The sequence below is a fragment of the Pseudomonas sp. genome (assembly GCF_048269965.1).
Taxonomy (GTDB): Bacteria; Pseudomonadota; Gammaproteobacteria; order Pseudomonadales; family Pseudomonadaceae; genus Aquipseudomonas.
This window is the reverse complement of sequence record NZ_JBLWTV010000014.1, coordinates 95,397-119,008: the sequence shown is the minus strand read 5'-3', so window position 1 is coordinate 119,008 and position 23,612 is coordinate 95,397. Positions and strand designations below refer to the sequence as shown.

Here is a 23,612-nt window from a genome sequence, read left to right as displayed (position 1 = left end):
GAGTGGTGTTGACCCGGATGCTAGTGCGGTGCATTGTATGGGTAAATGTTTATATTGCATGGCAAGCAATGTGGCTTCCTGATCTTCAAGACAACTCCCTTCCGACGTATCTCGCGCTGGTCGAGGCCATCGCCGCTGCCATTGGCCGTGGCGAACTCAAGCCCGGTGAGCGCCTGCCGCCGCAGCGACGCCTGGCCTGGACGCTGGGCATCAATCCGAGCACGGTGATGCTCGCCTATCGCGAAGCGGCGCGTCGGCACCTGGTCTCCGGTGAGGTCGGGCGCGGTACCTACGTGCTCGCCAGCAGCCACGAAGCGAGCCTGTTCCGCCTCAAGCAGCCGGCCGCGCAGGGCGAGCTGATCGACCTGTCGACCAACGTGCCGGTGCATGACTCGGATAACCGCGATCTCTCCACGAGCCTCGCCGCGCTGGCTGCTCGTGGCGAGCTGGACGCGCTGCAGGCCTACCCGTCGGCCGCATTGGTCGAGCGCGCGCACCTGGCTGGGGTCACCTGGCTGCGAAGGCGTGGCCTGGAACTGGCGCCGGGCGCTCTGCTGCTGTGCGCCGGCGCTCAGCAGGGCGTCTCGGCCGCGCTGCTGGCGCTGTGCGAAGCGGGCGAGCCGATTCTGGTGGAGCGCTACACCGCACCGGGAATCAAGGCCGCTGCGCGCCAGTTGCGCCTGCCGCTGCATGGCGTGGCGATGGACGAGCACGGCATCCTGCCCGATGACCTCGACAGGCTGGCCCGTGCCACCGGGGCTCGCGTGGCGGTGCTCACACCCTGTTTGCAGAACCCCACCGGCGCCAGCCTGGACGCCGAGCGCCGCGCAGCCATCGCCGAGGTGGCGCGGCGGCGCGGGTTGTGGATCGTCGAGGATGATGTCTACGGCGTGCTGGGCAGCGAGGCGCCGCTGGCGGTGCAGCTTGCCGAGCGCTGCCTGCTGATCAGCAGCCTGTCCAAGAGCGTCGCGCCGGGCTTGCGCCTGGGCTTTATCGCCGGCGCGCCCGAGCTGCTCGAACGTATCGACCCCGAGGCCCAGGCCACGCGCTGGGCGGTGACGCCGCTGAGCCTGGCCTTGGCCTGTGAGTGGATCGAAAGCAGCATTGCCGAGCAGCGCCTGGCCTGGCAGATCGAGGAGTTGCAGCAGCGCTGGCGCCTGGCTGCGCGCGTGCTCGGCCCGCGCATGCCGCAGGGCAGGGCGGTGGCGCCGCATTTGTGGCTCGATGGCGAGCCTCCGGCCGGTTTGGCTGAGGCCTGCCGGCAGCATGGCGTGGAAGTGGTGCCGGCCGAGGTGTTCGCGGTCGAGGCCAGTCCGGGGAACGCCGTGCGTGTAAGCCTTGCGGCGGCAGCCAGCCGGGTCGAACTCAAGCGGGCGTTGGAAGGGATAGTGGCTGCTTGGCCTATCAGCTGAGCGTCATATGCAGGATCGGAAAGGGCCGGCCGCCGGCGTCCAGGCGCGAGCGATCGGTCACCACGAATCCCAGGTGCTGGTAGAACCCCACGGCTTGCGGGTTCTGTTCGTTGACGTCGACCCGAGTGGCGCCCAGTTCGTCGATGGCATGGCGCATCAGCCGCTTGCCCACGCCCTGGCCGTGGCAGGCCGGATCGACGAAGAGCATTTCCACCATGCCCTCGTTCGTACCGAGAAAACCCAGTATCCGCCCCGTTTCGTCCCGCGCGCAGGTCAGTTGCACGGCCGGGAAATATTGCTCGCGCAGCAACGGCTTGATCACCTGCAGGTCGCTTTCCGGGAGGAAGTGGTGGGTGGCGCGCACGGCAGCTTCCCAGATGTCCACCAGGGTGGGCAGTTCGGCATCGGTGGGGGTGTCGAGAATCAGCATGCTAATTGGTATCGGTAGGCAAGCGGGGGATGGAGTATACCCGTCGGTTGAGTGTCTCAAGGCCTCTCAACCCTGTAGGTGCGGATTTGTCCTTGGCGCGCAACATCCAGGCGATAGGTAGGAGCCCGCTTGCGGGCGATCCTTCCGGGCCTATGATCGCCGGCAAGCCGGCTCCTACACCCACGTTACGCCGACAGCTTTCGCCCGTGCTGTCATTTGCTGGCGTCGAGTACCACGCGGTAGCGCGCCTTGCCGCTGCGCAGGTGATCGATGGCCGCATTCACCTGGCTCATGGGGAAGTGCTCGACCTGCGGCAGGATCTGGTGGCGCGCGCAGAATTCGAGCATGGTCGCCATGCTCGAGGGCGAGCCCACTGGCGAGCCGGACAGGCTCTTCTGTTGCGGGATCAGGTTGAACACGTGCACCGGGATGGCGCTGGGCACGATGCCGACGAAGTGCAGCCGGCCCTTGCCGCGCAGGGTGCCGAGCAGGGCGATCCAGTCGAGGTCGGCGCTGGCGGTGACCAGAAGGAAATCCAGGCTACCGGCAATCGCCTTCATCGCCGCACTGTCGGTGGAGGCCACCACCTTGTGCGCGCCCAGACGCTTGGCCTCGTCCTGCTTGTTCAGCGACGAGGTGAAGGCCGTCACCTCGCAGCCCCAGGCATTGAGAAAGCGCAGCGCCAGGTGGCCAAGACCGCCGATGCCGACCACGCCGACGCGGTCGGTGGGCTTGATGTCGAATTCCAGCAGCGGGCTGAACACCGTGGAGCCGGCGCAGAACAGCGGCCCGACCAGGGCCGGGTCGAGGCCGTCGGGCAGCGGCACGGCCCAGGCCCAGTGCGAACGCAGGCGGTCGGCGAAACCGCCATGGCTGCCGACGATGGTCGGCTTCACCGAGCGGCACAGCTGGTGCGAGCCTTCCATACACGAGCCGCAGTGCATGCAACTGCCCTTGTACCAGCCGATACCGACCCGTTGCCCCAGCTTGAGGCCGCGTGCCTGCTCGCCAAGGCGAACGATGGTGCCGACCACCTCATGGCCGGGGATGAAGGGGTAACGCGCGTTGCCCCATTCGTTGTCGATCATCGACTGGTCGGAATGGCAGATGCCGCAATACTCCACCGCCACTTCGACTTCTTCGGCGCCGAGCGGGCCAGGGTCGTAGGTCAGGCGCTCCAGCGCTGCCTTGGGTGCGGTGGCGGCCCAGCCGCTGAAGGTGGCGAGTTCGGCACTGTTGCTCATCGGTGGCTCCTGAATGCAGGGGGTGAATCTGCAGCTTAGTTGCTCTGGCTGGGGGTGGAAGCACCATCAGCGGCGCTTATCGTGGGTTACACTGCGAAGCCCGGTTCCATTGAAGTCCGCCGCATGTCTCGCCCGCGTCTACCTGCCAATCACCGTCCTGCCGCGCCTCGGCGCGTCGCCAAGGCGCCGCCTGCCCAGCCGCGTTTGCTGGTGTTGAACAAGCCGTTCGACGTACTCACCCAGTTCAACGATGACCAGGGTCGTGCCACGCTCAAGGATTTCGTCGAGGTGCCTGGCGTCTATCCGGCAGGGCGCCTGGATCGCGACAGCGAAGGTCTGTTGCTGCTGACCAACGATGGCCGCCTGCAGGCGCGTATCGCCGACCCGAAACACAAGCTGCCGAAGACCTATTGGGTGCAGGTGGAAGGCGAGCCGAGCACCGAGCAACTGCAGCAGTTGCGCGATGGCGTGACGCTCAATGACGGCCCGACCCTGCCGGCGGAGGCGCGGCGCCTGGACGAGCCCGAACTGTGGGAGCGCAACCCGCCGGTACGCTTTCGCAAGAGCGTGCCAACGACCTGGCTGGAACTGGTGATTCGCGAGGGGCGCAACCGTCAGGTGCGGCGCATGACCGCCGCCGTCGGCTTGCCGACCCTGCGCCTGGTGCGCGTGGCCATCGGCCCCTGGCGTCTGGACGGATTGCAACCCGGTCAGTGGCGCGAGGTGCCGGCGTTATTGCCATAGGGAGCGTCATTGCAGGCGAAGTTGGTGCGCACGGCGCACCCTACGGCCGGCGGTGTCCCTGTAGGGTGCGCCGCGCGCACCAGGGTCACGCTGATTGTTCCCGTGTCGCCGCTGGGGGGAGAATGGCGGCGGCCGCGGTGATCAGTGAGGCGCACCGCGCAGCGGACGTTTTGTCGCAGAGGCCGGCTCAGCGAGCATGACCTGAATCAATAACCGGCCTTGATCACGGCGATACCTTTGTTCAGCACTTCACGCCAGGCCTGGCGCACGTCTGCGTCGCACTCCTTGTCGTGTTCGCCGATGGTCAGCAGCAGCGCGTCGAGCCACAGGTCGTAGAGTTCGGGGCGAATGTCCAGGTGCTGGCGCGAGTGTGATTCGCCGAGGGCACGCAGCTTGGTGTCGGGCATGCCGCGGGCGTGCATCACCAGGTTGAGAATGCCCTGGCGCAGCAGCTGCTTTTGCGCGCCCATGTCGGTGTCGACGAACTTCTCGCGGATCAGCGGCGAGCTGGCGAGGAAGTGGCGATAGAAACCGTCGAAGAAATCCGGGCTGGCGCAGCAGCGTCCATAGCTCTGCATCACCAGATTGGCGGCGCTCATGTGTGACTCCTTGAGTAGGCGGCAGGTCGCATCGAGACGATGGCCTGGAGGCGATCAGATTTGGCGCGCGGGCTACTGCGGCCGTTCAGCCGTGAATGCCGCGCGCGGTCTCGATGATGTAAGTGATGATCGGCTTGGCGAGGAAGGCGAACAGGCACAGGCCCAGGCCAAGGAACAGGATGGCGGTGCCCAGGCGGCCGGCCTTGGACTTCTTCGCGAGGTCCCAGATGATGAAGAACATGAACAGCATCAGGCCGCCCACCAGAACGTACATCATCAGAGCTTCAAATTGTTCGGTTTCCATGGTGCCTCGTGATTCGGACGGAAAACGCAGGGCGCAAATTATACGCGCCCTGACCTGGTGCGCGGCATGATCCGCTTCACCCTGCGACTTTCAGTCGCGCAGGTGCTGCAAGGGCAGCTGCGTGCTGGAGAGAATCTGCTGCAGCACGAAGCTCGAGCGCACGCTGGAAACACCGTCGATACGGGTCAGGGTGCCGAGTAGCAGCTTCTGGTAATGATCCATGTCCGGCACCACCACCTTGAGCTGGTAGTCGGCGTCCATCCCGGTCACCAGGCAGCACTCCAGCACCTCGGGGCATTTGCGGATTTCATCCTGAAAGTGCTCGAAGCGCTCGGGGGTATGCCGGTCCATGCCGATCAGCACGTAGGCGGTCAGGCTCAGGCCAAGCTTCTTGCGGTCGAGCAGGGCGACCTGGCCGGTGATGTAGCCGTCGTCTTCCAGCTGTTTGACCCGACGCGAGCAGGGCGAGGGCGACAGGCCAATGCGCTCGGCGAGTTCCTGGTTGGACAGGGCAGCGTTGCGCTGCAATTCGGCGAGAATGTTCAGGTCGTAACGGTCGAGTTTGTCCATTTTTCATCTGGCTAATTATTGGATTGCGCTAGATAGTGCTCCTTTAGTTGTTAATTGCGCAATTGCTAAGTTTGTAAGCAATCTTAGCAATCTTATTTAGCGGCCCAAGGCGTAAGCTTTCTCTCAGTTTCACGGCCCGGACGACAAGTCCTACCGGCCTCGCCCAACCAGGTGAGCCGGCGCCGACGGTCCTACCGGATCGCACCGGCACCCGGGTCCGCACTGCCCAACCAGGCGGGCGACGAAAGCGGCGACAGCATCGCCAGCACCGGACAGATTTCCCGAGGGGGCCGCAAGGCCCCTTTTTATTGCCTGGGATTTCTGCAGGAGGCCCGTGGGCTTTGGCGGTTTTCCAGAGGCGGGGCGCTGCGGTCAGTGCTGGACCACTTCCGACGGATCAGCGTGTACCAGCACTTCGGCGCGTGGATAGTGGCCATGGATCGCCTTTTCCACGGCCTCGCAGTGCGCATGCGCGTCGGACAGGCTCATCTCGCCCGGCAGCTCCAGGTGCAACTGGACGAACCAGCGCGTACCGGAAATACGCGTGCGCAGATCGTGCGCGCCGAGCACGCCTGGCACCGAGGTAGCCAGCTCGTACATATGCTGAGTGGTTTCGCTTGGGAGTTCTTCATCCATCAGTACGCCGATCGCACCGCGCACGATGCTGATGGCGCTCCAGAAAATGTAGACGGCGATGCCGATGGCGAAGATCGCATCCATCTGCAGCCAGCCGAAACGGGTCAACAGCAGGGCGAGCAGAATACTGCTGTTGAGCAGGATGTCGGAGCGGTAGTGCAGCGAGTCGGCATGGATCGCGGTGGAGCCGGTTTCGCGCACCACCTTGTGCTGGAACATCAGCAGCGCGACGGTCAGCGCCAGCGACAGCAGCATGACGGCAATGCCGAGGCCCTCGGCCTCCAGCGGCTGTGGCGCTTGCAGACGCTCGATGCCTTGCAGGCCAATGAGGATGGCACTGATACCAATGAACAGCGCCTGGGCCAGCCCGGCCAACGCCTCCGCTTTGCCGTGGCCGTAGCGATGATCCTCGTCCGCAGGGCGCAGGGCGAAGTGCACGGCGATCAGGTTGATCAGCGAGGCGGCGCTGTCGAGCAGCGAGTCGGTGAGGCCGGCCAGCAGGCTGACCGAACCACTCAGCCACCAGGCAATCGCCTTGGCCAGCACCAGCGTCAGCGCCACGCTCAGCGCGGCGCGAGTGGCCAGGCGCATCAGCCTGGCATGCGGCGGATTGTGCACGGGCTCAGGCAGCCGGGCGCAGGCCGTAGGCGGCCAGTTGCTCAGCACTGCCGCTGTGCTGGATCAGACGCGGGTCGTCCAGCGGCAGCTGGTGGCCGGTGCGGGTTTCGATCAGCGTCTTGAGTGCGTACTGGTCGACCTTGCCGTCTTCGCCGATCAGTTGCTTGAGCTGCTGCGGGTCGACTTGTGCGGTCTGGCCTTCGGGCAGGTAGATGGCGCCGGTGGCGAAGTCCACGGCGAAGGCGATCAGGCCCGGGATGACGAAGAAGAGGATGCCGACGGCGTTGGCCCCGGCGATCAGCGGGTCGATCTTGCCTTCGATCTGGCCACGCCGATCCGGGTAGAAAATCGTGCCACAGGCAGAGAGTTGAGTGAGCAGGGTAGCGGCGATAACGCCGACGATGACGCGGGATTTCGTGCGCATGAGCACCTCCAGAAAAAAGTGGCGCAACTATAGCAAGGCGGTAATTGCAAAACTGCAGCGCGCTGTTTCAGACCAGCAAGTTGACAGGCGGTTCGCCGTTATAATCGCCGGCCTGCTGTGGAGAAATGATGAACACCCTGCCCATCGATGCCCTGTTACCCGCCCTGCGCGACGCGCTGGCCGATCGCCACGAAGTGGTGCTGGAAGCGCCACCCGGCGCCGGCAAGACCACCCGCGTGCCGCTGGCGCTGCTCGACGCGCCCTGGCTGGCCGGGCAGAGCATCCTCATGCTCGAACCGCGTCGCCTGGCAGCGCGCGCCGCTGCCGAGCGTCTGGCCAGCGAGCTGGGCGAGCGGGTGGGTGAGACGGTCGGCTATCGCATTCGTCTGGATAGCAAGGTGGGGCCGAACACGCGCATCGAGGTGGTCACGGAGGGCATTCTCGCTCGTCGCCTGCAGGATGATCCGGCGCTGGACGGCGTCGGTCTGGTGATCTTCGATGAATTCCATGAAAGAAGTCTGGACGCTGATCTGGCCCTGGCGCTGACGCTCAATGGCCGCGCCATGTTTCGCGGTGCGGACAGTGGCGAGGCGCCGCTCAAGGTGCTGCTGATGTCCGCCACCCTGGAAGGCGAGCGCCTGGCCGCATTGCTGGGTGATGCACCGGTGCTGCGCAGCGAAGGGCGCATGTTCCCGGTGGATATCCGCTGGAGTGTGCCGCTGGCGCCCGGTGAGTGGATCGAGCCGCGCGTGGTACAGACGGTGCAGCAGGCGCTGGCCGACGAGCCGGGCAGCCTGCTGGTGTTCCTGCCGGGGCAGGCCGAGATTCGCCGCGTGGCCGAGCAACTGGGGGATGTCCTGGGCGGTCGCGACGACATCCTGCTCTGTCCGCTGCATGGCGAGCTTGATCTGTCCGCCCAGCGCGCCGCCATCGAGCCAGCGCCCGCGGGCAAGCGCAAGGTGGTGCTGGCCACCAACATCGCCGAGACCAGCCTGACCATCGACGGCGTGCGCGTGGTCATCGACGCCGGCCTGGCGCGAGTGCCGCGTTTCGACCCGGCCAGCGGCATGACGCGGCTCGACACCCAGCGCATTTCCCGCGCCTCCGCCACCCAGCGCGCGGGGCGTGCCGGGCGCCTGCAGCCGGGCGCCTGCTATCGGCTGTGGTCGCAGGCGCAGCACGAGCAGCTCAGCGCCTATTCCAGTGCGGAAATCCTTGCGGCCGATCTGGCCGGGCTGGCCCTGCAACTGCTGCGTTGGGGCGTGACACCATCGGAGCTGAGCTGGCTCGACGTGCCACCGCCGGCCGCATACGCACAGGCGCTGGATCTGCTCGGCCGTCTCGGCGCCCTTGATGAACGTGGTGCGCTCAATGCCCACGGCCAGGCCATGGCCGAGCTGCCGAGCCATCCACGTATTGCCCACCTGCTGCTGCGCGGCCAGGCTCTGGGCCTCGGTGCGCTGGCTTGCGACCTGGCGGCGCTGTTGTCCGAGCGCGATATCCTGCGCGGCGGTGGCGCCGACTTGCACAGTCGTCTGGCCCTGCTTGGTGGCGAAAGCCGCGCCGTGCGCTCGGCCCAAGGCGGCGTGCAGAGGGCGCGGCAACTGGCGAAGCAGTTCCACGGATTGCTTAGAGGCCGGTCGATAAGCCAGGCCGTGAGCGACCCCGAGCACCCGCGCTGGCTCGGCTGTCTGCTGGCCTTCGCTTACCCCGACCGCATCGCCCAGCAGCGCCGCGCCGGTGGCGCCGACTACCGACTGGCCAATGGCCGCGCCGCGCAGTTCGGCGAAGCCGATGCCCTGATGAAGCACGAATGGCTGGTGGTGGCCGATCTGGGCAGCCGCCAGGGCCAGCGTGAGGAGCGCATCTACCTCGCCGCCGATCTCGACCCGGCGCTGTTCGAGCGTGAGCTCGCCGAGCAGGTCGAGGCGCTGGACGTGCTCGACTGGGACGAACGCGAAGGCGTGTTGCGCGCCGAGCGCCAACGCAAGGTCGGCGAACTGGTGCTGGAACGCCAGGCGCTGGCTGCGCTGGACGAGGCCGCGCGCAGCCGTGCGCTGGTCGGCCTGGTGCGGCGCAAGGGCCTGGAGCTGCTGCCTTGGACGCCCGAGCTGCGGCAGTGGCAGGCGCGAGTGGCGCTGCTGCGCGAGCTGGACATCCAACAGCAAGGGCAAAGCGAATGGCCGGACCTGTCCGATGTCGCGCTGCTGGCCAGCCTCGAACAGTGGCTGACGCCCTATTTGGGCAAGGTCAATCGCCTCAGCCACTTCGCAGGCCTCGACCTGCCGTCGATCCTGCAGACGCTACTGCCCTGGCCGCTGCCGCAGCGCCTCGACGAGCTGGCGCCGCGCGCGCTGAACGTGCCGTCCGGTTCACGCATCGCCATCGACTACAGGGAGCACCCACCGGTGCTCGCCGTGCGCCTGCAGGAGCTGTTCGGCCTGGCCGCCACGCCGCGCATCGCCGGTGGCCGCCTCGGTCTCAAACTGCACTTGCTGTCACCAGCGCGGCGGCCGGTGCAGGTGACCCAGGACCTGGCCAGCTTCTGGGCCAATACCTACCTGGATGTAAAGAAGGATCTCAAGGGGCGTTATCCGAAGCATTATTGGCCGGATGACCCGCTGATTGCCGAGCCCACTGCACGGGCCAAACCGAGAAAATGAGAAGTCGATGCTGACCCTGGATGTCGGGCCCCTGGCCCTTGGTGTATCCCATGTGCTGCTGTTTGGCAGCCTGCTGCTGGCCACCCTGGTTGGCTGGTTGATCGGTCGGCGCCACGGCTGCAATCCGGAAAGTCAGCTGTTCCGCATGCTCATGCTGGGGCTGCTGGTGGCGCGGCTGGCGTTCGTGCTGCTGTATGCCGGGTACTACCGCGATGAGCCGTGGCGGGTGGTGGATATCCGCGATGGTGGTTTCATCGCCTGGCCAGGCGTGCTCGCAGGGCTGGCGCTGGGCGCCTGGTATCTCTGGCGTCAGGCACCATTGCGGCGGCCGTTGGGGGTGGCGATGAGCGTCGGGCTGGCACTGTGGCTCGGCGGCAACCTGATGTTGCATGCGCTCGAGCAGGGCACGCGGTTGCCCGGTCTGCAGGTGCGGGATATGCAGGGTGAGCCGGTGAACCTGCGTGACTACGCCGGTCAGCCGCTGGTGATCAACCTGTGGGCGACCTGGTGCCCGCCATGTCGGCGCGAGATGCCGGTGTTGATGCAGGCGCAGCAGCGTGAAGCAGGGATTACCATCCTGTTCGTCAACCAGGGGGAAAGCGCTGCGTTGGTGAGTGACTTCCTCCTGACGCAGCAACTGAGCCTGGACAACCTGCTGCTCGACGAGCAGGTGCAGCTGGGTCAGTTGGTGGGCTCGCGGGCGTTACCCACCACACTGTTCTACGACGCCGAGGGCCGGCAGGTCGGCAGTCATCTGGGCGAGCTGTCGCATGCCAGTCTGGAGCGGGCACTGGCCCGATTGCGGGAAGATTGAAGCCTCAATTCAGCCACAGATCCTCGCCGGCATCCTGCAATTGCTGATACACCCGATCCAGCTCCTCGCGCAGGCGCTCGGCATCAGGCGCATGACGGGAGTAGATCAGCCGCAGCGGCAAGCGCTGTACCTCGACGAAGGGCAGGTCGCCCATGCCCAGTGCGCGTTTGGCCTGTTCGACGGGGGCCTGATAGTCCAGCAGGTAGTCGCCGCGTCGGCGCGCCAGCATTTCCAGGGCCGAGCTGTGGTTGGCGGTACGGTGATGAGTGATATTGCGCGCCGGATCTTCCAGCCATTGATTGACGTCCTGCCAGTAGCTGTAGCCGGTGATCAGGATCACCCCACGATCCTGCAGATCATGCGGAATGCGCGGCGCAGGCGTGTCATGGCGAAAATACAGGTTGAGGGTGATCTCCCCCAGCAGGTGCTTGCCTTCGAGGGTGTGCTCGGCCAGCTCCGGCTTGCCTGAGGCGCCGGCCCAGATATGTATGCTGCCGTCGAGCAGGCCGCTGTAGAGGCGGGCACCGGGGTAGGCGCGAAAGTCTGCCTGGTATCCCGCCTCGTCGAGCAGGCGTGCGGTCAGCTCCAGGCCTGAACCACTGGGCTGGCCTTGTGCGTCGGTATAGGAAAAGGGTGGAAACTCGTAGTAACCCACGTGAACGCGTTGCCTGGCCTCGGCAGCATGAGCGGCGTGCAGCCATAGCAGGACGATGAATATCAGGCAGAAGCGTCTTGGCATCCGGGTATTGCGGCTCTTGGCCGTCATTTGTTGTTATCGAGTGGTGCCCCACGAGCATGGACAAGTCGCGGTGGACTTGTCCAGTTCTGCACGTTTATTCCTGACTTGGCAGGAAAAAGCGACCGATCACCGGCAAATGGTCGGAAATGCTCAGGGTATCGTGCTGGCGAACCTGGCTGGCGAAGGGCGTCAGGCGCGGGCTGTAGAACAGGTAGTCGAGGGTGCGATCCGGGCCGCTGGCGGCCGGGTCGTTGGGGTAATGGGTGTACCACCTGGCCTGATCCGCACCGCTGGCCTGTTGCAGGCTGGGGATCATCGGGTAGCGCCGGGCCAGGTCCTGCAGTTCGCTGTCGGCGGCGTACCAGCTACGTTGATCCTCCGGCAGATGCTGGAACTGGCCGGGCGGCAGCAGGTTGAGATCGCCACCCAGCACCCAGGTCTTGCCGGTGCCTTGCAATTGCTGGAGCAGGCCATCGGTCATTTGCACCTGGCGCTGCATGGTGTCCGCGCCCTGAGCGAAGGCATCGAAATGGGTGTTGATCGCCACCAGTTCGTCGCCGCCACGAATCGGCAGGTAGCTGACCAGCAGGGCGCGCTTGAGCTGGAACTGACGGCTCAGCAGGTCGCTTTCCAGCATGGGTAGTTGCAGGCGCTCGGCGCGGGCGATCTGGAAGCGGCTGAGGGTGCCGAGCTTCATGCCGACGCTGCCGAGGATGCGCGGGTGCGGGACGAAGCCGGCCTTCCAGGAGAACGCCTGGGTGCTGCAGGGGTAAAGGTCGCTCAGACGCGCCTGCAGCAGGGCCAGCTGATCCTGGTAGTCGCTGGCCCTGGCGTTGTCGTGCAGCTCCTGCAGCAGCACGACATCCGGTTGTTCGTCGCGCAGCACGCGCACCACTTCGTCCAGAGTGACGGCCAGGTCGGCGCTGCTCGGGCGCTCATCCGGGCCATCGCCGCCGGGCAGGTCGTACCAGAACACATGGCGTTTGCCGGCCAGGTACTGCAGGTTCCAGGTCATCACCTTGAGTGCCTGGCCAGGTTGCAGTTGAGCGACCTGGCCGCTGCATGACACGGCTGCCTCTTCCCGGGGGAGCGGGCGCCAGGTCAGGCTGTAGACCAGCGCAATCAGCACCGCGAGCAATGACAACACAGTGATCAGGAGCAGACGAAGCGGGCGGGGCAGGGACATGGCGAAACGGGCGACTATGCTGGAAGGAGGCGAGGATACCTGACTGCGGCCTGTCGGCCCAGGCATGCGCGATCCTGCCGGGAGGTTGCGATGAACCAGCCGCTGATCGCCCAGCGTGGCCCCTACGCGGTGAATGTGGAAGCCGGGCGGGATTATTTCTGGTGCCGTTGCGGGCACAGCGCCAGCCAGCCATTGTGCGATGGCAGCCACAAGGGCAGTGGACTGACGCCACAGAAGTACCATGCAGAACGCACCGAACGGGTATTTTTCTGTGGCTGCAAGCACACGGCCACACCACCCTGTTGCGATGGCAGCCATAACAGGTTGTAGTGTCGGCGAGGCCAGGGCAGTGGGAGCAACGCATGTATCGCAAGGTATTCGCCAACAAGGTGTTCGACCGCAAGGTCGTACTCATCACGGGAGGTTGTGCCGGCATCGGTCGCGCCCTGGCGATGCGTTTGGCCCAGGCCGGTGCGCGGCTGGTGATTCTCGATCTGCAGCAGGCGTCGCTGGACAGCCTGGTGCAGCACCTGGTCGATCATCACAACGCCGAGGCTCTGGGCCTGCTCTGCGACGTCGCTGACGCCGAGGCGGTGCAGCGCGCCGTGGCGCTGGCAGTGGAGCGTTTCGGCGGCATCGATGTGCTGGTCAACAATGCCGGCATCACTCATCGCAGCACCTTCGCCGAGACCAGTCTGGAGGTCTTCCAGCGGGTCATGGCGGTCAACTATTTCGGTGCGCTGCACTGCACTCAGGCAGCGCTGCCCAGCCTGATTGCGCGGGGCGGGCAGATCATCGTGCTCAGCTCGCTATCGGGCATCGCGCCGTTGCTCTATCGCAGCGCTTACAACGCCAGCAAGCACGCGCTGCACGGCTTGTTCGAGACACTGCGCTTTGAGCTCAAGGGCTCGGGTGTGAACGTGATGCTGGTGTGCCCTGGCTTTACCGCGACCGATCTGCGCAAGAATGCCCTGGTCGGTGACGGCTCGGTGGCCGCCCAGCCACCCTTGGCGATGGGCAAGGTGGCTTCGCCGCAGGATGTCGCCGAGGCCATCTACCATGGGGCGCTCAAGCGTCGGCGTCTGCTGGTGTTGTCCAACGTCGATTGGCGCGCCCGGGTGCTGGCGCGCTTCTTCCCGAGGCTGTTCGAGCGGGTGCTGCTGCCGCGGCTTTCCGGGCTGCGGCCGCAGCGTTCGGGGCGCAATTGATGCGCCTCTGGCTGCTCGCACTGCTGATCCTGGCGCCTCTGTGCCGTGCTGGCGAAGGCGAACCCCTGCGGGTGATGACCGACCTCTGGCCGCCCTTTCGCATGGAAGACGAGAACGGTCAGTTGCAGGGCCTGGATATCGATCTGCTGGCCGAACTGTCACGGCGCACCGGGCTGCGTTTCGACGTGGAGCGGGCGCCCTGGGCGAGAGGCCTGGCTGCGCTGGAGCAGGGCAAGGCCGACCTGATGACCGGGCTGGCCAGGACGGCGGAGCGTGAGCGCTATATCCAGTATCTGGATGCGCCTTACTACGCCTGCTCGCCGCGTTTCTACGCCAATCCGGTGCTGGCTGCGCGCCTGGACGACTACGAGAAGCTTCGCGGGCTGCGCATCGGCCATGTGCTGGAGTCGGTGTACTTCCAGCCGTTCGATGGCGATCAGGCGTTGAACAAGGTCGGTGTCAGTAACGAGAGCCAGTTGCTGCAGATGCTCGTGCGCGGTCGTATCGACGTGCTGGTGGGCACCGACTGCCAGGTCGACTACGCCTTGCTGACCCCCGAACTGGGCGGTCGCATCGTCAAGGCTGCCTACCGTCCCGAGGCGCGCACCGATCTCTACATCGGGTTTTCCCGTCAGCGCCTGGAGCGTCTGCCGCAACTTGCGGCTGCGCTGCAGACCCTGCTACGCGAGGGTTGGGTAGCGCGAGCGGCTCGGCGTTACCAGGTGGTGGTGGCGCATCAATAGCAGGCCCTGTCAGCCATGATCGTGTGGCTCGACGTACAGCTCGTACATCAGCTCCATATCCCAGTAAGCCGCCTCGATCTTGTGGCCGTCGAGGTCCCTGACGAAACAACCGTAGTAGGGCTCGCCGTAGTCCGGGCGCGGGCCTGGCTGGCCTTCGTCCGTGCCGCCGGCTGCCAGCGCCGCCTCGTGAAAGGCATGTACCGAGGCCTTGTCCGGGGCGACGAAGCCGAAGTGGCTGCCGTTGCCGAGCGTCGCCGGCTGACCATTGATTGGCGTCTGCACCCAGAACTCCGGGTACTCGCGGCCGAAGGCCACCGCCCCGGGATGGCGCATGATTTCCCGGCAACCGAGAGTGGCCAGCACCTTGGCGTAGAAGGCGCTGGCGGCGCCGAAGTGGTTGGTGCCGATGGACACGTGGGACAGGATGCTGGGGTTCGTTTCGCTCATGGCGCTCTCCTTGATCGGGCCAAAGCTGCAAGCCTAGTCACTGTTCTCGCTATTCGCCGCCTGCTGCGGTTCGAGCAACATGAACAGGCGAAATAGCACCACGATGGCGAACAGCTGCAGGAAGCCGTTGCCGGTCTGATGCAACACCCACAGCAGGGTGTCGCTCGGGTTGGGTTGCGTCCACCAGTCGAGCAGCCACAACGGCACCAGCACGTTGGCCAGGCAGGCGAACACCGGCCAGAAGCGCCCTTCGGTCAGTGTGAAACTGGCCTGCAGTGCGCGCAGCGGCGGCTCCTGGCGCAGTACCAGGATCAGCTCGGAGAAAGCCAGGCGCATCATGAGCCAGATGCCCGGCACGATGAACAGCGACAGACCGAGCATGATTGCCAGGGTGCTCAATCCGGTCATCAGGGCGAAGGTCGGCCACAGCTGCAGCCCGGCCGCGAACAGCGGCGCGTTGGCGGGTGTCTGGCCGATGCTGCGCGCGTGCAGGAAGAGGATCAGCGGCGCGGCATACAGCGGGTAGAAGAGAATGCCGAGCAGCACGCCGTAGGCCGGGTTGGCGCCTTCGCCGAGCTGGGCGGCGAGGATCGTCTGGGCGATGGCCTCGAGCAGCAACAGCGGCAGGGTCAGGCGGGCAATGGCCAGCAGGTTGTGGCTGGAGAAAAACCAGGCGTCGCGCAGGACGGACAGAGGCTTCATCGGCAGGTTACCAAGTGTGTGGGCGTGGGCGCTGTAGCCGTTCGCCGGGGCAGTCGAATGAGTTCAAGGGTACTCCAGCTGCGCGTTGGGCAGTGCGGCGAGCAGACGCGGTAGTTCGTTACCAGGCACTTCCAGAGTCAGCTCGGGCGGGCCGGGTGAATACAGCAGAAAGTCGCAGGCCAGCACCGCACGGTCGATCAGCAGGGGGATGCCAGCGTCATGGCCGAACGGACAGGCGCACATCGGCACGCAGCCGGTGTGCTCGATCAGTTCCTCGTCGCTGGCGATGCGCGGGCGACTGCCGAGCAGCGCTTTGAGCCTGGCCCAGTCGGCGCGGGCGCCTTCGAGGGTGATCAGCATGGCGTAGTGCTGTGCACCGGTGCGCAGGAACAGGCTCTTGCTCTCCACGCCGCGCAGCCCAAAACGCTGGCGCACGGCATGGGCGGTGGGGTAATCCAGCACCGGCTCGTGTTCGACCAGGCGATGAGCGATATCCAGGCGTTGCAGCAGTTCGAGATTGCGCTGGCAAAGCAGTTGTAGAGGCGTCATGGCGGCAAGGATAGGGTCTGCGCCGCGCCCGGGCCAGCCCCGGCCGCATCCGTGGCCCGGCTCTGGCATACTGGCGCCTTCGTTGCCCCCGAGGACTCCCGGTGAAGAAGATCGCCGTATTCGCCGATGTGCAGAACCTCTACTACACGGTGCGCCAGGTCTATGGCTGCCACTTCGACTACAGCGTGCTGTGGGCCGAGGTCAGTCGCCGTGGTGTGATCGTCGAAGCGTATGCCTACGCCATCGACCGTGGCGACGCCAAGCAGCAGCAGTTCCAGCAGATCCTGCGCAAGCTGGGCTTCACCGTGAAGCTCAAACCCTACATCCAGCGCAGCGACGGCTCGGCCAAGGGCGACTGGGACGTCGGCATCACCATCGACGTGCTCGATGCCGTCGAGCGCGTCGACGAAATCGTCCTGGCCTCTGGCGATGGCGATTTCGACTTGCTGCTCGAGCGCGTGCGCAGCCGTGGCGTCGAGGCCATCGCCTATGGCGCGCCCGGGCTGACGGCGCAGTCGCTGATCCGCGCCGCCAGCTTGTACGTGCCCATCGAGGGTGAACTGTTGCTGCGCAATCACTGAGAACTTGTAAGCAGGTCTACTGCGCTCGGCATCCCGCGCTTCGGCTCTGCTCGCAATGCTCATGCATTTCAATACACTCCGCTTGCTGCGCGCAGGCGAAACGCGACCTGCCTGCGTTCGCGACGACTTCTTCAAAAGCTCCGAGGTTCTAGTTGGAATCCATCGCCGTCATCGACTTCGAAACCACCGGCGTGTCGCCGAGCCAGGCGCGCGCCACCGAGATCGGCGTGGCCATCATCGAGGATGGGCGCATCGTCGACCGCTACCAGAGCCTGATGAATAGCGGCGCCTGGGTGCCGCCATTCATCGAGCAGCTCACCGGTATCAGCAACGCCATGCTGCGCAAGGCGCCGCCGTCTGATCAGGTGATGAACGAGGTGGCCGACTTCATCGGCGAGCGGCCGCTGCTGGCGCACAATGCCTCTTTCGACCAGAAGTTCTGGGACGCCGAACTGGCGCGGGTGCGCCGTCGTCGTGCGCAGCCCTTCGCCTGCTCGTTGCTGCTGTCGCGACGTCTGCTGCCCGAGGCGCCGAGCCACAAGCTGGGCAATCTCAACGCCTGGGCCGGCCTGCCGGATACCGGCCGCGCTCACCGCGCCCTGGCCGATGCCGAGATGGCGGCGAACCTGACGTTGCACCTGTTCGGCCTGCTGCGCGAGCGCCATGGTCGGCACCAGGCCGATCATGCGTTTCTCTGTCAGTTGCAGAACCTCTCCGCCGCCAAGGTGCGAGCATTGCTGGCCGCGGCCTGCTGAGCTTGCCTCGTACCTGTGGGAGCGGCTTCAGCCGCGAGCTTTTATCGCGGCTAAAGCCGCTCCTACGGTTCTGTGGTTTGCCGTCAGAATTTCGCGACTGAAACGGAATCCCGCCCAGCCGCTCCTACGGCGGGTGTGAACGGGTAAACTACTCGCCAGTTCTTCTACTTCCTGCGGTTACCCTTCATGACCTTCGCCTCCCTCGGTTTGATCGAGCCGTTGCTGCATACCCTTGCTGATCTCGACTACCAGATGCCGACCCCGGTGCAGACTCAGGCCATCCCAGCCGTACTCAAGGGCCGTGATCTGATGGCCGCGGCGCAGACTGGCACCGGCAAAACCGCTGGTTTCGCCCTGCCGCTGCTGCAGCGCCTGACCCTGGAAGGCCCGCAGGTCGCCAGCAACAGCGTGCGTGCGCTGGTGCTGACGCCAACCCGCGAACTGGCCGAGCAGGTACTGCAGAGCTTCTTGAGCTACGGCCAGCACCTGCCCCTGACCAGCTATGCGGTGTACGGCGGCGTCAGCATCAACCCGCAGATGATGAAACTGCGCAAGGGCGTCGATGTGCTGGTGGCCACGCCGGGGCGGCTGCTGGACCTGTATCGGCAGAACGCGGTGAAGTTCTCCCAGTTGCAGACCCTGGTGCTGGATGAGGCCGACCGCATGCTCGACCTGGGTTTTGCCCGCGAGCTGGACGAGCTGTTCAGCGCACTGCCGAAAAAGCGCCAGACCCTGCTGTTCTCCGCCACCTTCTCCGATGCCATCCGGCAGATGGCCGGCGAGTTGCTGCGCGACCCGTTGTCGGTGGAAGTAAGCCCACGCAACGCCGCCGCCAAGAGCGTCAAACAGTGGCTGATTCCGGTGGACAAGAAGCGCAAGAGCGAGCTGTTCCTGCACCTGCTGCAGGAAAACCGCTGGGGCCAGGTGCTGGTGTTCGCCAAGACCCGCAAGGGCGTCGATCAGCTCGAACAGGAACTGCTGGCGATGGGCGTGTCTGCTGATTCGATTCACGGCGACAAGCCACAGCCGAGCCGCCTGCGTGCACTGGAACGCTTCAAGGCCGGCGAGGTGCAGATTCTGGTGGCCACCGACGTGGCCGCGCGTGGCCTGGACATCGACGACCTGCCGCTGGTGGTCAACCTCGACCTGCCGATCAATGCCGAAGACTACGTACACCGCATCGGCCGCACGGGGCGTGCTGGCGCTACGGGTGAGGCGATTTCCCTGGTCTGCGCCGACGAGGTGGATCAGCTGGCGGCTATCGAGAACCTGACCCAGCAATTGATCAAGCGTGTCGACGAGCCGGACTTCATTCCCGATCACCGCGTACCGCAGACGGCGGTCGGCGGCCAGGTGCTGAAGAAACCGAAGAAGCCCAAGCAGAAGCTGATCCCAGGTGCGGCCAAGCCTGCCGGCAAGGGCAATATCCACCTCGGCCGCTGGTTCGAGGATGAAGACGCCAAGCCCAAGGCCAAGGCGGTGCGCAAGGTGCCGAGCTTCGGCAGCAAGCCCAAGGGCGGCAAGAAATAGGGGGTCTTGCCATGTGGGAGGGGCTTTAGCCGCGACAGTGCGTAGGGCGGACAACGCGAAGCTTGTCCGCCAATGAGGCTCAGGTGTTCTGGCCGATTCGCCACAGCACGCCGCTGGGGTCGAACACCATGAACTCGCGCATGCCCCAGGGCTGATCCTGCGGCGCGATCAGCCGCGTGTCGAACCGCTCATCCAGGCGGGCTGCCTGAATTTGCGCCCACCAGGCATCGACTTCTTCCACGAGCAGGTGCATGACGAAGTTCTCCGCCTGTTCCTTCACGTAGAAGTTCTGCAGCAGGAAGGCGCAGTGCTCGCCGTGGCTGAAGTAGGCCAGCTGTTCGTCCGCCCAGCCGAGCTTGAAGCCCATCGTCTGGTAGAAGTCCTTGCTCAGTTCGAAGTCCCGTGCCGGGACGAAGGTTTTCAGTTCAACGCTGCGCAGCATGTAAATCCCTTTTTCGTCAGAGCCGTAGCCCGGATGCAATCCGGGAGCACCTGGCACCGGCCCCGGATTGCATCCGGGCTACGACGTTTTTATCGAGCCGGTTGCGCTCGTGCCGCCACGGCCGCCGCCGTCATGTCGTAGATCACCAGGCACACGTGTTCCACCGGCTGGCCGGCCAGCGGCAGCAGGGTGACGTTCTGGTACATGAAATCGGCCTGGCCGGTGATCGGCTGGTAACTCTTGAAACGCATCAGGTACGGGCGTTGCTGCCACAGGCTGAAGGCGCGAGTGCCCAGCTGCACCACGCTTTCCACCTTGCGCTCCAGCCAGGGCCGGTCGATGTCCGGGAACAGCTCGAACAGCGAGCGCCCCTGTACCTTGTCCGGGCCCAGCCCGGAGTGGTTCTCCATGAAGGCATTCCACACTTCGACGCGGTATTGGCGGTCGAGCACCACCACGCCGACGTCGATGCATTGCACGATGTCGAGCAGCCAGTGAACCTCCTTGATATCGATCTGCGTGGGCATCGCCTCACTCCATCAGGTAGCCGATCTTGTCGGTCAGACGTTTGATCGAATCTTCGGTGAACAACAACAGCAGGTCGAAGTGGATGGCATGGCCTTCCAGGCTGTAGCTGATCTCCACGGCCAGGGTCTTGCGCCAGCGCTGGCGGTTGATCTGGATGAGCTGGTCGAGACTGGCATGCTGGCCGAGCAACTGCGGGTGGCCCTGGGAGAAGCGTAAGTCGAGTTGCTCGGCGACGCCGGCCAGGCAGGCGCCGATCAGGATGCTGGCCAGGTCCAGCAGCATCTCCGAGCTTTGCGCTTCGTTCTCCGGTTGCCAGCCGAGCAGGCGCGCCATGTCGTCCACTTCCGAGTCATGGAACAGCAGCAGCGCCTCGCCAGCGATGGCCTCGCCGATGAAACCCTGGCAGATGGCGCTGAAGCGCTCGCCGCGTTGGGCGTCGAGCAGGGTCATGTGCAGTTCGCTGACTTCGAAGATGTTCACCTGCGGCACCGGCAATTGCACGAATACACCCAGTACCTTGGCCAGTAGCGCGGCGGCGCGACCCATGGCGACGTTGCTGACTTCGCGCAGGGCATCGCGGAAGCTGACCTTGAGTTCCGACAGCGCAGCGGCCTGGGCCTGCGCCGCTGGCGTGGCCTGCGGGTCGAACAGCTTCAGGTCGATCAGCGTCTGGCGCAGGATCTCGGGGTCGGCGGGTTTCTTGAGGAAGGCCAGGGCGCCCAGCTCACGCACGCGGCGTACGGCTTCTTCCTGGACGTCGCCGGACACCACGATGACCTGGCTGCTGAGCCCTTCAGCGCGCAGTGCGGCCAGGGTCTGGTAGCCATCGAGCACCGGCATGGTCAGGTCGAGCAGCATGACCTGGCCCAGGCCCTGGCGGATCGATGCCAGCGCCTCTTCGCCGTTGCTGGCCTGGCTGAGGGAAACCGGCCACTCAGCCGGCAGCGCGCGGATCAATTGCTTGCGCGCCATGTTGGAGTCGTCGCAGACCAGCAGCGGGATCACGGCGGGGAATTACCTGTGTGGGAAGCGCCAATTCTGAGCATAGACGCAGCCCGTGTGAGGGCACAGCGGTTTTCAGGCATAGGCGGGTGAAACTCGCCAGACCATGGTGGCGGGTTGCACCCGTCCTACGGACTCAGCCAGTCGGTAGGGTGGGCTTCAGCCCACCAAAAACGGTCAGCTACGTGAGGGCACAGCGGTTTTCCTGCGTAGGGCGGGTGAAACTCGCCGGATCAAAGTGGCGGGTTGCCCCCGCCCTACGGACTCAGCCAGCGCAGCATGCCCCGCGCTGCCACCCGCCCGCTGGCGAAGCAGGCGGTCAGCAGGTAGCCGCCGGTGGGCGCTTCCCAGTCGAGCATCTCGCCAGCGCAGAACACGCCGGGTAGCCCTTTGAGCATCAGTCCATCGTCCAACGCCGCGAAGGGCACACCGCCAGCGGAGCTGATTGCCTCGTCCAGCGGTCGGGTGCGCACCAGGGTGATTGGTAGCGCCTTGATCCACGCTGCCAGTGCGGCTGGATCGGCGAAGGTTTCAGCGGGTGCCAGCTCGCGCAGCAGGGCGGCCTTCACCCCATCGAGGCCGGCCTGGCGATGCAGGTGCTTGGCCATCGAGTGTTTGCCGCGTGGTTTGGCCAGCGCCTGTTGCAGCCTGGCCAGCGGCATCTGTGGCAGCAGGTCGAGGTGGATCAGTGCCTGGCCATCGGCCTCGATGGCGCGGCGCATGTCTGCGGAAAAGGCGTACACCAGGCTGCCTTCGATACCGCCGGCAGTCAGCACGAACTCGCCGATGCGAGGCGCCTGGCCGGGCAGGCCGAGGGCGACGTTCTTCAGCGGCGCTCCAGCGAATTTTTCCCTGAGATGATCGCTCCAGCCGGCCACCTCGAAACCGCAGTTGCTCGGTTTCAGCGCCGCCACCTCGACGCCGCGCGCTTGCAGCAGGGGCACCCAGGCGCCATCGGAACCCAGCCGCGCCCAGCTGCCGCCGCCCAGTGCCAGCAGGCAGGCATCGGCGGCCAGTGCGTGCTCACCATCCGGGCCAGCGATACGCAGGCTGCCATCGGCGTTCCAGCCCAGCCAGCGGCTGCGCGTGTGGATCGTGACGCCCAGTTCGCGCAGGCGGCGCAGCCAGGCGCGTAGCAGCGGCGCGGCCTTCATGTCGGTGGGGAATACGCGGCCGGAGGTGCCGACGAAGGTGTCTATGCCCAGACCATGAATCCAGCTGCGCAGGGCATCGGCGTCGAACTCGCGCAGCAGCGCCGCGACGTCGGCCTGACGCTCGCCATAACGACCAATGAAGGCGTCCCTGGGCTCGGAGTGGGTGATGTTCATGCCGCCGACGCCGGCCAGCAGGAATTTACGCCCCACCGAGGGCATGGCATCGAACAGCTCCACGCGCACGCCGCCCTGTGCCAGCACTTCGGCAGCCATCAGCCCGGCAGGGCCGCCGCCGATGATGGCGACGTGATGAGCGGTGGTCGGGCTGTGTGTGGTCATGGTGGCGGGGCGGTCAGGGAACGGCTGCGTATTCTACCCGAGTGCTCCCCGGCCTTGTCATTTGCTCAGGCTTAGGGCAGGTTCTGGTCGAACCTTTTCGGCTGGAGTCCGTTATGTCCCAGATCTGCCCTGACATCGATCCCGATGGCCTGATCGAATATTCGGTGGTCTACACCGACCGCTCGCTGAACCATATGTCGCAGTCGTTCCAGGGCGTGATGCGCGATATCTCCGCCACCCTGAAACAGGTCTACAACGCCCATGCCGTGGCGGTGGTACCGGGCAGCGGCACCTATGGCATGGAAGCGGTGGCGCGGCAGTTGGCGACCGCTCAGAAGTGCCTGGTGATCCGCAACGGCTGGTTCAGCTACCGCTGGACGCAGATCTTCGACATGGGCCGGATTCCTGCCGAGGCGCGGGTGCTCAAGGCGCGCCCGGTCGCTGACGGCCCGCAGGCGGCCTTCGCCCCGGCGCCGCTGGACGAAGTGCTGGCTACCATCGCCACCGAGAAGCCGCAGGTGGTGTTCGCCCCGCATGTGGAAACCTCCTCGGGCATGATCCTGCCGGACGACTACCTGCGCGCGGTGAGCGACGCGGTGCACGCCGTCGGCGGCCTGTTCGTGCTCGATTGCATTGCCTCCGGCACCCTCTGGGTGAACATGCAGGCCTGTGGCATCGACGTGCTGATCAGCGCCCCGCAGAAAGGCTGGAGCGCCTCGCCTTGCTGCGCCCTGGTGATGATGAGTGAAGCGGCTCAGGCGCGTGTCGAATCGACCCAGAGCACCAGCTTCGCCTGCGACCTGAAGAAGTGGCTGCAGATCATGCAGGCCTACGAGCAGGGCGGCCATGCCTACCACGCCACCATGCCCAGCGACGCCCTTGCGCGTTTCCGCGATGCCATGCTCGAGGCCAAGACCCTCGGTTTCGACCGCGTACGTCAGCAACAGCAGGAACTCGGTGACCGGGTGCGCGCACTGCTGGCGGCGCGTGGCTTCAACAGCGTCGCGGCCGAGGGCTTCGAGGCGCCAGGGGTGGTGGTCTGCTACACCGATGACGCGCAGATCAAGACCGGCGCCAAGTTCGCCACCATCGGCCTGCAGATCGCCGCCGGCGTGCCGCTGCAATGCGACGAGCCGGCGGACTTTCAGACCTTCCGCCTCGGCCTGTTCGGGCTGGACAAACTCGGCAACATCGACCGCACCGTGGCCACTCTGGAGCAGGCGTTGGACAGGGTGCTGGCCGGCTAATC

The 23,612-nt window shown here is 65.5% G+C and carries 27 protein-coding genes; 11 read left to right on the top strand and 16 right to left on the bottom strand.

Annotation, left to right across the window (positions count from 1 at the left end; all coding sequences use genetic code 11):
- Positions 1–68: 68 nt before the first annotated feature.
- On the top strand, positions 69–1,412 hold the full coding sequence (locus tag ACN0X6_RS16820) for a PLP-dependent aminotransferase family protein (protein WP_417705652.1): 1,344 nt from the start codon (positions 69–71) through the stop codon (positions 1,410–1,412).
- Here the strand turns inward: ACN0X6_RS16820 and ACN0X6_RS16815 are convergent.
- Positions 1,405–1,842, bottom strand: a complete 438-nt coding sequence (locus ACN0X6_RS16815) for an acetyltransferase (protein WP_417705650.1) — start codon at positions 1,840–1,842, stop codon at positions 1,405–1,407. The two genes, ACN0X6_RS16820 and ACN0X6_RS16815, sit on opposite strands and share 8 nt — an antisense overlap.
- Positions 1,843–2,054: 212 nt before the next feature.
- A complete protein-coding gene (gene ahr / locus ACN0X6_RS16810) occupies positions 2,055–3,086 on the bottom strand; it encodes an NADPH-dependent aldehyde reductase Ahr (RefSeq protein WP_417705648.1) in 1,032 nt (343 codons plus the stop codon).
- A 123-nt stretch (positions 3,087–3,209) separates the two neighbouring features.
- Between ahr and ACN0X6_RS16805 the strand changes: the two genes are divergently transcribed.
- The gene (locus ACN0X6_RS16805; protein WP_417705646.1) at positions 3,210–3,830 is read left to right on the top strand and encodes a pseudouridine synthase; all 621 of its coding nucleotides are present in this window, start codon (positions 3,210–3,212) and stop codon (positions 3,828–3,830) included.
- 206 nt (positions 3,831–4,036) lie between these two features.
- On the opposite strand, the gene ACN0X6_RS16800 is transcribed toward ACN0X6_RS16805, so the two are convergent.
- From ACN0X6_RS16800 to ACN0X6_RS16780, 5 genes are all read right to left on the bottom strand, one after another.
- Entirely contained in the window at positions 4,037–4,429 is a 393-nt protein-coding gene (locus tag ACN0X6_RS16800; RefSeq protein ID WP_417705644.1) for a globin, read from the bottom strand.
- An 85-nt stretch (positions 4,430–4,514) separates the two neighbouring features.
- Positions 4,515–4,733 carry a DUF2788 domain-containing protein gene (locus ACN0X6_RS16795; protein ID WP_003240295.1) on the bottom strand — a complete coding sequence of 73 codons (219 nt, stop codon included), beginning with the start codon at positions 4,731–4,733 and terminating at the stop codon, positions 4,515–4,517.
- Between the two features lie 90 nt (positions 4,734–4,823).
- Complete coding sequence (locus ACN0X6_RS16790; protein ID WP_004424680.1) at positions 4,824–5,303, bottom strand: Lrp/AsnC family transcriptional regulator; 480 nt, start codon at positions 5,301–5,303, stop codon at positions 4,824–4,826.
- Positions 5,304–5,675: 372 nt separating this feature from the next.
- Positions 5,676–6,530 carry a cation diffusion facilitator family transporter gene (locus ACN0X6_RS16785; protein WP_417705641.1) on the bottom strand — a complete coding sequence of 285 codons (855 nt, stop codon included), beginning with the start codon at positions 6,528–6,530 and terminating at the stop codon, positions 5,676–5,678.
- A gap of 31 nt (positions 6,531–6,561) precedes the next feature.
- Entirely contained in the window at positions 6,562–6,981 is a 420-nt protein-coding gene (locus ACN0X6_RS16780; RefSeq protein WP_417705639.1) for a polyribonucleotide nucleotidyltransferase, read from the bottom strand.
- A gap of 128 nt (positions 6,982–7,109) precedes the next feature.
- Between ACN0X6_RS16780 and hrpB the strand changes: the two genes are divergently transcribed.
- Entirely contained in the window at positions 7,110–9,644 is a 2,535-nt protein-coding gene (gene hrpB / locus ACN0X6_RS16775) for an ATP-dependent helicase HrpB (RefSeq protein WP_417705637.1), read from the top strand.
- A gap of 7 nt (positions 9,645–9,651) precedes the next feature.
- Positions 9,652–10,458, top strand: a complete 807-nt coding sequence (locus ACN0X6_RS16770; RefSeq protein WP_417705635.1) for a prolipoprotein diacylglyceryl transferase family protein — start codon at positions 9,652–9,654, stop codon at positions 10,456–10,458.
- Positions 10,459–10,462: 4 nt separating this feature from the next.
- On the opposite strand, the gene ACN0X6_RS16765 is transcribed toward ACN0X6_RS16770, so the two are convergent.
- Complete coding sequence (locus ACN0X6_RS16765) at positions 10,463–11,197, bottom strand: substrate-binding periplasmic protein (RefSeq protein WP_417705693.1); 735 nt, start codon at positions 11,195–11,197, stop codon at positions 10,463–10,465.
- A 94-nt stretch (positions 11,198–11,291) separates the two neighbouring features.
- A complete protein-coding gene (locus tag ACN0X6_RS16760) occupies positions 11,292–12,383 on the bottom strand; it encodes an endonuclease/exonuclease/phosphatase family protein (RefSeq protein ID WP_417705633.1) in 1,092 nt (363 codons plus the stop codon).
- A 90-nt stretch (positions 12,384–12,473) separates the two neighbouring features.
- Between ACN0X6_RS16760 and ACN0X6_RS16755 the strand changes: the two genes are divergently transcribed.
- Genes ACN0X6_RS16755 through ACN0X6_RS16745 form a run of 3 tightly spaced genes read left to right on the top strand, consistent with a single transcriptional unit; the run spans position 12,474 to position 14,334 of the window.
- Positions 12,474–12,713, top strand: coding sequence for a CDGSH iron-sulfur domain-containing protein (locus tag ACN0X6_RS16755; RefSeq protein ID WP_417705631.1), 240 nt, complete (start codon positions 12,474–12,476; stop codon positions 12,711–12,713).
- Between the two features lie 32 nt (positions 12,714–12,745).
- A complete protein-coding gene (locus tag ACN0X6_RS16750; RefSeq protein WP_417705629.1) occupies positions 12,746–13,591 on the top strand; it encodes an SDR family oxidoreductase in 846 nt (281 codons plus the stop codon).
- Positions 13,591–14,334, top strand: a complete 744-nt coding sequence (locus tag ACN0X6_RS16745) for a substrate-binding periplasmic protein (RefSeq protein WP_417705627.1) — start codon at positions 13,591–13,593, stop codon at positions 14,332–14,334. Before ACN0X6_RS16750 ends, ACN0X6_RS16745 begins: the two co-directional genes overlap by 1 nt.
- 9 nt (positions 14,335–14,343) lie before the next feature.
- Here ACN0X6_RS16745 and ACN0X6_RS16740 read toward each other — a convergent pair whose 3' ends face one another.
- The 3 genes from ACN0X6_RS16740 to ACN0X6_RS16730 all read right to left on the bottom strand — a co-directional run bounded on the left by ACN0X6_RS16740 (position 14,344) and on the right by ACN0X6_RS16730 (position 16,032).
- Positions 14,344–14,781 carry a VOC family protein gene (locus ACN0X6_RS16740; RefSeq protein ID WP_417705625.1) on the bottom strand — a complete coding sequence of 146 codons (438 nt, stop codon included), beginning with the start codon at positions 14,779–14,781 and terminating at the stop codon, positions 14,344–14,346.
- Between the two features lie 33 nt (positions 14,782–14,814).
- Positions 14,815–15,483 (bottom strand): hypothetical protein, encoded by a 669-nt coding sequence (locus tag ACN0X6_RS16735; protein ID WP_417705623.1) that lies wholly within the window; start codon positions 15,481–15,483, stop codon positions 14,815–14,817.
- A 63-nt stretch (positions 15,484–15,546) separates the two neighbouring features.
- Entirely contained in the window at positions 15,547–16,032 is a 486-nt protein-coding gene (locus ACN0X6_RS16730; protein ID WP_417705621.1) for a YbaK/EbsC family protein, read from the bottom strand.
- A gap of 101 nt (positions 16,033–16,133) precedes the next feature.
- Here ACN0X6_RS16730 and ACN0X6_RS16725 point away from each other — a divergent pair, with 101 nt between their 5' ends.
- From ACN0X6_RS16725 to ACN0X6_RS16715, 3 genes are all read left to right on the top strand, one after another.
- Positions 16,134–16,613 (top strand): NYN domain-containing protein, encoded by a 480-nt coding sequence (locus ACN0X6_RS16725; RefSeq protein WP_075749683.1) that lies wholly within the window; start codon positions 16,134–16,136, stop codon positions 16,611–16,613.
- 152 nt (positions 16,614–16,765) lie between these two features.
- Positions 16,766–17,368: a PolC-type DNA polymerase III gene (locus ACN0X6_RS16720; RefSeq protein WP_417705618.1), complete on the top strand. Its 603-nt coding sequence runs from the start codon at positions 16,766–16,768 to the stop codon at positions 17,366–17,368.
- 186 nt (positions 17,369–17,554) lie between these two features.
- Complete coding sequence (locus ACN0X6_RS16715; RefSeq protein ID WP_417705616.1) at positions 17,555–18,898, top strand: DEAD/DEAH box helicase; 1,344 nt, start codon at positions 17,555–17,557, stop codon at positions 18,896–18,898.
- A 79-nt stretch (positions 18,899–18,977) separates the two neighbouring features.
- Here ACN0X6_RS16715 and ACN0X6_RS16710 read toward each other — a convergent pair whose 3' ends face one another.
- From ACN0X6_RS16710 to ACN0X6_RS16695, 4 genes are all read right to left on the bottom strand, one after another.
- Entirely contained in the window at positions 18,978–19,340 is a 363-nt protein-coding gene (locus tag ACN0X6_RS16710; RefSeq protein ID WP_417705614.1) for a VOC family protein, read from the bottom strand.
- A gap of 89 nt (positions 19,341–19,429) precedes the next feature.
- Positions 19,430–19,867: a PAS domain-containing protein gene (locus ACN0X6_RS16705; RefSeq protein ID WP_417705612.1), complete on the bottom strand. Its 438-nt coding sequence runs from the start codon at positions 19,865–19,867 to the stop codon at positions 19,430–19,432.
- 4 nt (positions 19,868–19,871) lie between these two features.
- Positions 19,872–20,873 carry a response regulator gene (locus ACN0X6_RS16700; RefSeq protein ID WP_417705610.1) on the bottom strand — a complete coding sequence of 334 codons (1,002 nt, stop codon included), beginning with the start codon at positions 20,871–20,873 and terminating at the stop codon, positions 19,872–19,874.
- A 254-nt stretch (positions 20,874–21,127) separates the two neighbouring features.
- Entirely contained in the window at positions 21,128–22,363 is a 1,236-nt protein-coding gene (locus tag ACN0X6_RS16695; RefSeq protein ID WP_417705608.1) for a TIGR03862 family flavoprotein, read from the bottom strand.
- Positions 22,364–22,476: 113 nt separating this feature from the next.
- Here ACN0X6_RS16695 and ACN0X6_RS16690 point away from each other — a divergent pair, with 113 nt between their 5' ends.
- Entirely contained in the window at positions 22,477–23,610 is a 1,134-nt protein-coding gene (locus ACN0X6_RS16690; RefSeq protein WP_417705606.1) for an aminotransferase class V-fold PLP-dependent enzyme, read from the top strand.
- Positions 23,611–23,612 lie beyond the last annotated feature (2 nt).

Excerpts from the sequence above, each read along its gene's own strand:
- ACN0X6_RS16820 (WP_417705652.1), top strand. The coding sequence starts at position 69 with ATGTGGCTTCCTGATCTTCAAGACAACTCCCTTCCGACGTATCTCGCG.
- ACN0X6_RS16815 (WP_417705650.1), bottom strand. The coding sequence starts at position 1,842 with ATGCTGATTCTCGACACCCCCACCGATGCCGAACTGCCCACCCTGGTG.
- ahr (WP_417705648.1), bottom strand. The coding sequence starts at position 3,086 with ATGAGCAACAGTGCCGAACTCGCCACCTTCAGCGGCTGGGCCGCCACC.
- ACN0X6_RS16805 (WP_417705646.1), top strand. The coding sequence starts at position 3,210 with ATGTCTCGCCCGCGTCTACCTGCCAATCACCGTCCTGCCGCGCCTCGG.
- ACN0X6_RS16800 (WP_417705644.1), bottom strand. The coding sequence starts at position 4,429 with ATGAGCGCCGCCAATCTGGTGATGCAGAGCTATGGACGCTGCTGCGCC.
- ACN0X6_RS16795 (WP_003240295.1), bottom strand. The coding sequence starts at position 4,733 with ATGGAAACCGAACAATTTGAAGCTCTGATGATGTACGTTCTGGTGGGC.
- ACN0X6_RS16790 (WP_004424680.1), bottom strand. The coding sequence starts at position 5,303 with ATGGACAAACTCGACCGTTACGACCTGAACATTCTCGCCGAATTGCAG.
- ACN0X6_RS16785 (WP_417705641.1), bottom strand. The coding sequence starts at position 6,530 with ATGCGCCTGGCCACTCGCGCCGCGCTGAGCGTGGCGCTGACGCTGGTG.
- ACN0X6_RS16780 (WP_417705639.1), bottom strand. The coding sequence starts at position 6,981 with ATGCGCACGAAATCCCGCGTCATCGTCGGCGTTATCGCCGCTACCCTG.
- hrpB (WP_417705637.1), top strand. The coding sequence starts at position 7,110 with ATGAACACCCTGCCCATCGATGCCCTGTTACCCGCCCTGCGCGACGCG.
- ACN0X6_RS16770 (WP_417705635.1), top strand. The coding sequence starts at position 9,652 with ATGCTGACCCTGGATGTCGGGCCCCTGGCCCTTGGTGTATCCCATGTG.
- ACN0X6_RS16765 (WP_417705693.1), bottom strand. The coding sequence starts at position 11,197 with ATGCCAAGACGCTTCTGCCTGATATTCATCGTCCTGCTATGGCTGCAC.
- ACN0X6_RS16760 (WP_417705633.1), bottom strand. The coding sequence starts at position 12,383 with ATGTCCCTGCCCCGCCCGCTTCGTCTGCTCCTGATCACTGTGTTGTCA.
- ACN0X6_RS16755 (WP_417705631.1), top strand. The coding sequence starts at position 12,474 with ATGAACCAGCCGCTGATCGCCCAGCGTGGCCCCTACGCGGTGAATGTG.
- ACN0X6_RS16750 (WP_417705629.1), top strand. The coding sequence starts at position 12,746 with ATGTATCGCAAGGTATTCGCCAACAAGGTGTTCGACCGCAAGGTCGTA.
- ACN0X6_RS16745 (WP_417705627.1), top strand. The coding sequence starts at position 13,591 with ATGCGCCTCTGGCTGCTCGCACTGCTGATCCTGGCGCCTCTGTGCCGT.
- ACN0X6_RS16740 (WP_417705625.1), bottom strand. The coding sequence starts at position 14,781 with ATGAGCGAAACGAACCCCAGCATCCTGTCCCACGTGTCCATCGGCACC.
- ACN0X6_RS16735 (WP_417705623.1), bottom strand. The coding sequence starts at position 15,483 with ATGAAGCCTCTGTCCGTCCTGCGCGACGCCTGGTTTTTCTCCAGCCAC.
- ACN0X6_RS16730 (WP_417705621.1), bottom strand. The coding sequence starts at position 16,032 with ATGACGCCTCTACAACTGCTTTGCCAGCGCAATCTCGAACTGCTGCAA.
- ACN0X6_RS16715 (WP_417705616.1), top strand. The coding sequence starts at position 17,555 with ATGACCTTCGCCTCCCTCGGTTTGATCGAGCCGTTGCTGCATACCCTT.
- ACN0X6_RS16710 (WP_417705614.1), bottom strand. The coding sequence starts at position 19,340 with ATGCTGCGCAGCGTTGAACTGAAAACCTTCGTCCCGGCACGGGACTTC.
- ACN0X6_RS16705 (WP_417705612.1), bottom strand. The coding sequence starts at position 19,867 with ATGCCCACGCAGATCGATATCAAGGAGGTTCACTGGCTGCTCGACATC.
- ACN0X6_RS16695 (WP_417705608.1), bottom strand. The coding sequence starts at position 22,363 with ATGACCACACACAGCCCGACCACCGCTCATCACGTCGCCATCATCGGC.
- ACN0X6_RS16690 (WP_417705606.1), top strand. The coding sequence starts at position 22,477 with ATGTCCCAGATCTGCCCTGACATCGATCCCGATGGCCTGATCGAATAT.